7 protein-coding genes are annotated in these 7,490 nt (G+C 46.9%); 6 read left to right on the top strand and 1 reads right to left on the bottom strand.

Annotation, left to right across the window (positions count from 1 at the left end):
* Positions 1-188 precede the first annotated feature (188 nt).
* Positions 189-1,331, bottom strand: coding sequence for an acyl-CoA dehydrogenase family protein (locus AC4E7D_RS09220; protein ID WP_490173512.1), 1,143 nt, complete (start codon positions 1,329-1,331; stop codon positions 189-191).
* Positions 1,332-1,641: 310 nt separating this feature from the next.
* Between AC4E7D_RS09220 and AC4E7D_RS09215 the strand changes: the two genes are divergently transcribed.
* Genes AC4E7D_RS09215 through AC4E7D_RS09190 form a run of 6 tightly spaced genes read left to right on the top strand, consistent with a single transcriptional unit; the run spans position 1,642 to position 7,479 of the window.
* On the top strand, positions 1,642-2,877 hold the full coding sequence (locus tag AC4E7D_RS09215) for a Glu/Leu/Phe/Val dehydrogenase dimerization domain-containing protein (protein WP_490173511.1): 1,236 nt from the start codon (positions 1,642-1,644) through the stop codon (positions 2,875-2,877).
* A gap of 16 nt (positions 2,878-2,893) precedes the next feature.
* Positions 2,894-4,228, top strand: a complete 1,335-nt coding sequence (gene nhaD, locus AC4E7D_RS09210; RefSeq protein WP_490173510.1) for a sodium:proton antiporter NhaD — start codon at positions 2,894-2,896, stop codon at positions 4,226-4,228.
* Between the two features lie 52 nt (positions 4,229-4,280).
* The gene (locus tag AC4E7D_RS09205) at positions 4,281-4,973 is read left to right on the top strand and encodes a MotA/TolQ/ExbB proton channel family protein (RefSeq protein WP_490173509.1); all 693 of its coding nucleotides are present in this window, start codon (positions 4,281-4,283) and stop codon (positions 4,971-4,973) included.
* A gap of 9 nt (positions 4,974-4,982) precedes the next feature.
* Positions 4,983-5,369 (top strand): ExbD/TolR family protein, encoded by a 387-nt coding sequence (locus AC4E7D_RS09200; RefSeq protein WP_490173508.1) that lies wholly within the window; start codon positions 4,983-4,985, stop codon positions 5,367-5,369.
* Positions 5,369-6,268, top strand: a complete 900-nt coding sequence (locus AC4E7D_RS09195; protein ID WP_490173507.1) for an energy transducer TonB — start codon at positions 5,369-5,371, stop codon at positions 6,266-6,268. Before AC4E7D_RS09200 ends, AC4E7D_RS09195 begins: the two co-directional genes overlap by 1 nt.
* On the top strand, positions 6,265-7,479 hold the full coding sequence (locus AC4E7D_RS09190; RefSeq protein WP_490173506.1) for a bifunctional folylpolyglutamate synthase/dihydrofolate synthase: 1,215 nt from the start codon (positions 6,265-6,267) through the stop codon (positions 7,477-7,479). Before AC4E7D_RS09195 ends, AC4E7D_RS09190 begins: the two co-directional genes overlap by 4 nt.
* The last annotated feature ends 11 nt before the right edge of the window (positions 7,480-7,490 follow it).

Here is a 7,490-nt window from a genome sequence, read left to right as displayed (position 1 = left end):
GAAATTGCGGTATCCTCAATTTGAGTGCCGGTTGTCAGGCAACGATTACTCCTTAGAGGGGTAAACAAGGAAAATAATACAATGAAAACCATTGGACCCCTTCTTTTGCTACGGGTAGTTTATAATGAACCGGACAAATTGAAAGGGTTAAACCCTCCGATTAGCTCAGAAACAGAAATCAGAGGTTATTAATCCCTGAGGATACTTCGTGAAATGACGATCTTTTGGATCTCCGAGGTGCCTTCATAGATTTGCGTGATTTTGGCATCCCGCATCAAGCGTTCCACGTGATACTCTTTAACGTACCCATTACCTCCATGTATTTGTACGGCCTCCACTGTGGCCGCCATGGCAACTTCTGAGGCGTAGAGTTTGGCCATTGCCCCACTGAGGTCGTAGTTCTTGTCATTGTCTTTGTCCCATGCAGATTTGTACACAAGGTGACGTGCCGCTGCTATCTGTGTATGCATATCGGCCAGTTTAAATGCGATGGCCTGGTGTTTACTGATTTCTTTCCCAAAGGCTTTGCGCTCATTGGAATATTTCAGGGAGAGTTCATAGGCTCCTGCAGCAATTCCAAGGGCCTGTGCTGCAATACCGATCCGGCCTCCAGCCAGTGTCTTCATGGCGAATTTAAAGCCGAAGCCGTCTTCTCCAATTCGATTTTCCTTGGGAACTTTCACGTCATTGAAAATCAGGGAGTGGGTATCACTTCCGCGAATGCCCAGCTTGTTTTCCTTAGGGCCAATTTCAAAGCCCGGCGCTCCTTTTTCAACGATAAGGGCATTGATCCCCTTATGGCCTTTCTCAACATGCGTTTGTGCAATGACCAGATAAACGTCTGCCGAATTCCCGTTGGTGATCCAGTTTTTGGTGCCGTTCAGGATATAATGGTCGCCTTTGTCTATTGCCGTGGTTTTCTGAGAGGTGGCGTCACTACCTGCCTCCGGTTCAGAAAGGCAGAAAGCACCCAGGAGTTCACCCGTAGCCAGGCGCGTGAGGTACTTTTGTTTTTGTTCTTCGGTCCCGTAAGTTTCAAGTCCCCAGCAAACGAGGGAATTGTTTACCGATACAACAACTGAGGCAGAGGCATCCACTTTGGACAACTCTTCCATCGCAATGACATAGGAAAGGGTGTCTAATCCACTGCCCCCGTATTTTGGGTCTACCATCATGCCCATAAAACCTAGTTCCGACATTTTTTTGACGGCCTCGGCAGGAAAGATTTGTGCTTCGTCCCTTTCTATAACTCCGGGTAATAATTCCTGCTGCGCAAAATCACGGGCAGCCTGCTGTATCATGAGATGCTCCTCAGTTAATGAAAAATCCATTTATAAGAATTTGATAAAAAACCACTACAAAGATAAGCTCTGATTAGATAATATTCAATGATAACTAGGGTAATTTGAGAATATTTTAAAGTCCTAAACCGCTAATTTTTAGTAGTACAGATTATTGCTGGCGTTGGACTTTCAAAACAAGGCCAATTTTTTATATTTGTCTGTAATGCTATTTTCAGCACGATAAGCCTGTACTTATGAGACAACACTAGCCCTGCGGGGCTTATTTTAGTGGGAGTGGCCTAAATGGGTTTAGGCCTGATAATACATTGTTTGTCTTAATCAAGTACAGGATATAATCATGAAGGAACTTTTAAAAAAATACGAAAACAAACCCCCGGAAATCGTCTTCAACTGGAAAGACCCGGAAACAGAGGCCGAAGGCTGGACGGTAATCAACTCCCTGCGCGGCGGAGCGGCAGGTGGGGGTACCCGGATGCGTGAAGGCCTGGATATGAATGAAGTACTTTCCCTGGCCAAAACCATGGAAGTTAAGTTTACCATCTCCGGACCGCCTATTGGAGGCGCAAAATCGGGGATCAATTTCAACCCCCATGATCCGAGAAAAAAAGGGGTGCTGGAGCGTTGGTACCGGGCAGTATCGCCTCTTTTAAAAAGTTATTACGGAACAGGCGGGGACCTTAATGTTGACGAGATCCATGAAGTGATCCCCATCACGGAGGAAGCAGGGGTATGGCACCCTCAGGAAGGGGTGTTTAACGGTCATTTCAAGCCTACAGAAGCGGATAAGATCAACCGAATCGGACAATTGCGGCTGGGGGTCAAAAAAGTGATCGAGAACGAATTTTACTCTCCCGATATCAGTAAGAAGTATACCGTGGCCGATATGATTACCGGTTTTGGTGTCGCAGAGGCCGTAAGGCACTATTACGATATTTATGGCGGTACCGTGATAGGAAAGAAAGCCGTGGTTCAGGGCTTTGGTAATGTAGGCGCCGCAGCGGCCTTTTATCTGGCCCAGATGGGTGCCAGGATTGTAGGGATCATTGACCGGGTAGGTGGTGTCATTAAGGAAGAAGGCTTTAGTTTTGAGGAGATCAAGCACTTTTTCCTTCATAAGAAAGGCAATACCCTGCTGATAGCAGACGCGGATATCCTCATTCCCTTTGATGAAATGAATGAGCGGATCTGGAACCTGCCCACCGAAGTCTTTGCCCCTTGTGCTGCTTCCCGGCTTATTACTCAGGATCAAATATCACGTATGATCGATACCGGCCTTGAGGTTATCTCCTGTGGAGCCAATGTGCCCTTTGCGGATAAAGAAATCTTCTTCGGGCCCATCATGGAATACACAGATGAACGCATCAGCCTCATTCCGGACTTTATCTCCAATTCAGGTATGGCAAGGGTTTTTGCCTACTTTATGGAGCGCCGTGTATCCATGGAAGATGAAAATATATTTAATGATACCTCCGATACCATTAGAAAAGCAATTTTGAATATCTTTAAGCAAAATGCATCAAAAAAAGGGCTGAGTAAAACCGCTTTTGAAATCGCCTTAAAGCAACTCATATAAAACTAAACTAACCAATATGGAAACCATTATTATCATTGTTTTCTTAGTAGGGTACCTCGCGATAACGCTGGAACACAACCTAAGGGTAGATAAACTGATACCCGCATTGGCCATGATGGCTATTTTATGGGCAATTATCGCCCTGGCTCATATGCCGGTCTTTGAAGTGAACGCCGAATTAAAGGAGTTGGAACCCTCACATCTGGATGAAATACTATTGCATCATTTGGGGAAAACGGCTGAAATACTGGTCTTCCTGCTTGGCGCCATGACTATTGTGGAAATCATCGATTACTTTGATGGTTTTGCTACGATCAAGGGGTATATCAAAACTAAGAGCAAGAAGAAACTTCTTTGGCTTTTTTCCATTTTGGCGTTTATCCTATCGGCCATTATTGATAACCTAACCGCAACGATTGTGTTGGTCACTATCCTGCAAAAGGTCATTAAAGACCGTGAAACACGCCTGTGGTTTGCCGGGTTGATTATCATCAATGCAAATGCCGGAGGAGCCTGGTCACCTATTGGAGATGTAACCACCACAATGCTTTGGATTGCCAACAAGGTTTCTGCTTCGCAGCTGGTAGTTAATGTACTTCTACCCTCTATAGTTTGCACGGTAGTCCCTACATTTATCGCACAAAATTTCAAGGCATTTAAGGGAGACATCCAGACCGAGATCGGGGACATTGAAAAACCGAAATCCAAGTTTGGGCCCACAATGCTGTACCTAGGTTTGGGATCCATTGTCTTTGTGCCTTTTTTCAAAACCATTACCCATTTACCACCTTACGTTGGGATGATGCTCTCACTGGCTGTAGTAGCCGCCTTTGCTGAGATCTACAGTAATGCCAAGATCAGTATTACTACCGTGGATGGGGAAAGTGATGCGGCCTCCCACCATAGTCCGGTACACAAATCCTTGTCGAAGATCGAACTACCCAGCATCCTGTTTTTCCTGGGGATTCTTTTGGCAGTGGCTGCCCTGGAATCACTGGGGTATCTGTTCCACTATGCGGAAAGCCTTAACCAGGCCATCCCAAGGACCGATATCGTGGTAATGTTACTCGGAGTGGGATCAGCCGTAATTGATAACGTACCCCTTGTGGCAGCAAGTATGGGAATGTTCTCACAACCTATGGACAATCCGCTCTGGCACTTTATTGCCTACTCCGCCGGGACCGGAGGAAGTATGCTGATCATTGGTTCTGCAGCTGGGGTTGTCGCCATGGGAATGGAGAAGATCGATTTCTTCTGGTACCTGCGCAAAATATCCTTCCTGGCTTTGGCAGGTTTTGTTGCCGGAGCAATAGTATTTATTTTGTTGCGTGATTTTGTCTTATACGCATAATTTTATCCCTAAACTGCCGTTATAGGGGCACAAATGTTAATGAAAAAAATTTATGATTCTATTCCAGGACCTTGTGGATGAGACACAAGCAGGGGAAGTGATTTCTGAAGAAAAAACACTTTCGGTAATTGATCTGATAGTAAGCGGGGGCACAGGGAGCATCCTGATTATTTCACTTTTATTCGCGATGTTGGCCGTAGCCATGTATATCTACTTTGAGCGTCTGTTGGCGATCAAAGCGGCCTCAGGTATTGATAAGAATTTTATGAACCAGATCCGCGATCATGTATTGAACGGGAAGCTGGAAGCCGCTAAAATCCTGTGTGCACAAACCAATTCTCCAGTGGCCCGACTCACGGAAAAAGGTATTTCCCGCATTGGGAAACCCCTGGATGATATCAACACGGCTATCGAAAATGCAGGAACGCTGGAGGTATATAAACTGGAGAAAAATGTAAATATCCTGGCTACCATAGCAGGGGCAGCCCCGATGATCGGGTTCCTTGGTACCGTTATAGGGATGATCATTGCATTTCATCAAATGGCCAGTAGCGGTGGACAGGCGGAGATGGGAGCCCTGGCTTCGGGAATTTACACTGCTATGACCACAACGGTAGCCGGATTGGTGGTGGGTATCATCGCCTACATGGGCTACAACCACCTGGTGAACCGTACAGACAAGGTTGTTCATAAAATGGAAGCCAACGCAGTAGAGTTCCTGGATCTGTTGAACGAACCTGTATAATCGCTGCTGATGAAACTTAAAGGACGGAATAAGATCAACCCGCAGTTTAGCATGTCTTCGATGACCGATATCGTGTTCCTGCTGCTCATCTTTTTCATGCTAACGGCCAACGCGCCCAATGCATTGGATCTATTACTTCCCAAAGCGAAGGGGAAATCCACCAATACGCAGAACGTATCGGTGACCATCAACAAGAACCTGGAGTATTACGTGAATAGCGAAAGGATCAACGGAGAATACATTGAAATTGAATTAAAAAAGGCACTCAAAGGTCAGGACAAGCCCACCATAATTCTGAGGGCGGAAGAAAGTGTCGCCATAAAAGAAGCGGTTAATGTGATGGATATCGCCAACCGCAACAATTACAAGGTGATCCTGGCAGTGCGCCCCAACTAATGGCGTTTCTGGATACGAGACACAAAAAGAAATCCTTCTGGCTTACTACTATCCTGCTAAGCCTGTTGCTGTTATTGCTTTTTTACATCGGCCTTACCTATATGGATCCGCCCATTGAAAACGGTATCACCGTGAATTTTGGCTACGTGGACTATGGCCGGGGCCCTGCGCCACCCCGCCCGCAGGCGGAACCCCAACCTGTAGAGGAAGAAGAGGTGCAGGAACAGCAGGTTGAAGAAGCACAGGATGCCGAACCCATTGAAGAAGAAAAACAGGAAACGACTACCGAGACAGAGAGTGAAAAACTACTTACCAGGGAAAGCGAAGAAGCCATAAAGATCAAAAAGCAGGAAGCAGAAAAGCGAAAAGCAGAAGAAGCCGCGCGCAAGGCCAAAGCAGAAGCCGAACGCTTGGAAAGGGAGAGAAAGGCGGCCGAAGAAAAGGCCAGGCTGGAAAGAGAGGCCAAAAAGAAACAACTGGATGATCTGATGGGCGGCCTGAACAATGCTGAGGGCGCAAATGAAGAGGCCGAAGGGGACGACCAGGGTATTGGGGACAAAGGGCAGCCTGAGGGGGACCCTTATGCCAATACCTATTATGGAAGCCCGGGTTCCGGGAGTGGGACAGGGGGATATGGACTTAGCGGCAGATCCCTGGCAAGCCGTGGAAAGGTGCAGCAGGAATGCAACGAAGAGGGGCGTGTAGTGGTGCGAATAGTGGTGGATCGCAATGGTAAGGTAATTGATGCCCAGGCGGGTGTTAAAGGAACAACCAATAACCACCCTTGTTTGCTGGAGCCCGCCCGTAAAACGGCTTTCCTTCACCAATGGAATTCTGATTCCAAGGCCCCCAGTCAGCAGATCGGTTTTGTTGTGGTCAATTTCAAATTGGGAGAGTGACCTATCAAGAAACCCTAGGCTGGATGTTCGCCCAGCTGCCGATGTACCAGCGCAAGGGGCCGAAGGCGTATAATGCCAAACTCGATGGCATTATCAGTTTATCGGCCTACCTGGGGGATCCACATCTGAAATTTAAAAGTATTCACGTTGCCGGCACCAACGGGAAAGGGTCCTGCAGCCACATGCTGGCCTCTATTTTGCAGGAGGCCGGGTACAAGGTAGGCCTGTATACGTCCCCACATTTGAAGGATTTCAGGGAACGGATAAGGATTAACGGGGAAATGACCAGCAAGCAATTCGTGATGGGCTTTGTAAAAAGACATTACGAATACCTCAATACCCATAAACTATCCTTTTTTGAAATGACGGTGGGTATGGCCTTTGACTATTTTGCAAGAAAGAAGGTAGATATCGCCATTATTGAAGTTGGGCTTGGGGGCCGACTGGATTCTACCAATATCATCACCCCGGAAGTATGCCTGATTACAAATATCGGGCTGGACCACACCAACTTTTTAGGGACCACCCTGCCAGAGATTGCTGCTGAAAAAGCAGGTATAATCAAATCCGGAATTCCTGTGGTGGTGAGTGAAAGACAACCCGAAACTCATTCAGTATTCACTTCAATAGCTGCAAATAAGGGGGCACCTTTGTTCTATGCTGATCAGTTTGTAAAAAGCAAGTATACCACTGATTTATTGGGGAATTATCAGCAACGGAATATAAATGGAGTCCTGCAAGTACTCAACGTACTATCCGGATTTCCGGTTACGGATAGCGAAATTCGCAAAGGATTAAACAATGTGGTCCGAAATACAGGTTTATTGGGACGTTGGCAATTGCTACAGGAGGATGCTCCAAGAGCAATTTGTGATATAGGCCATAACCGGGAAGGGATAATGCAGATCGTGCAGCAACTTGGTAAGGAAGATTACGGGAAATTGCATATGGTACTGGGATTCGTTGAGGACAAGGACCTGTCGACCATGTTGCCACTGTTTCCCAAAACCGCCACCTATTATTTTGCGCGCCCGCAAATCGCAAGGGGACTTTCGGCTTCGGCACTCAGGGATGCTGCTGTTGGTTATGGACTCGTTGGCAAGGCATTTCCCTCAGTGCTGAACGCCTATGAAGCCGCACTAAGAGCTGCTCAGCAGGGCGATCTTGTCTTTGTTGGCGGGAGTACCTTTACGGTGGCCGAAGTGCTGTGATTTTTTCTGAA

It is taken from the genome of Lentiprolixibacter sp., from assembly GCF_982873095.1.
The sequence above is the reverse complement of the archived record's forward strand: the minus strand, read 5'-3'. Positions and strand labels throughout refer to the sequence as shown.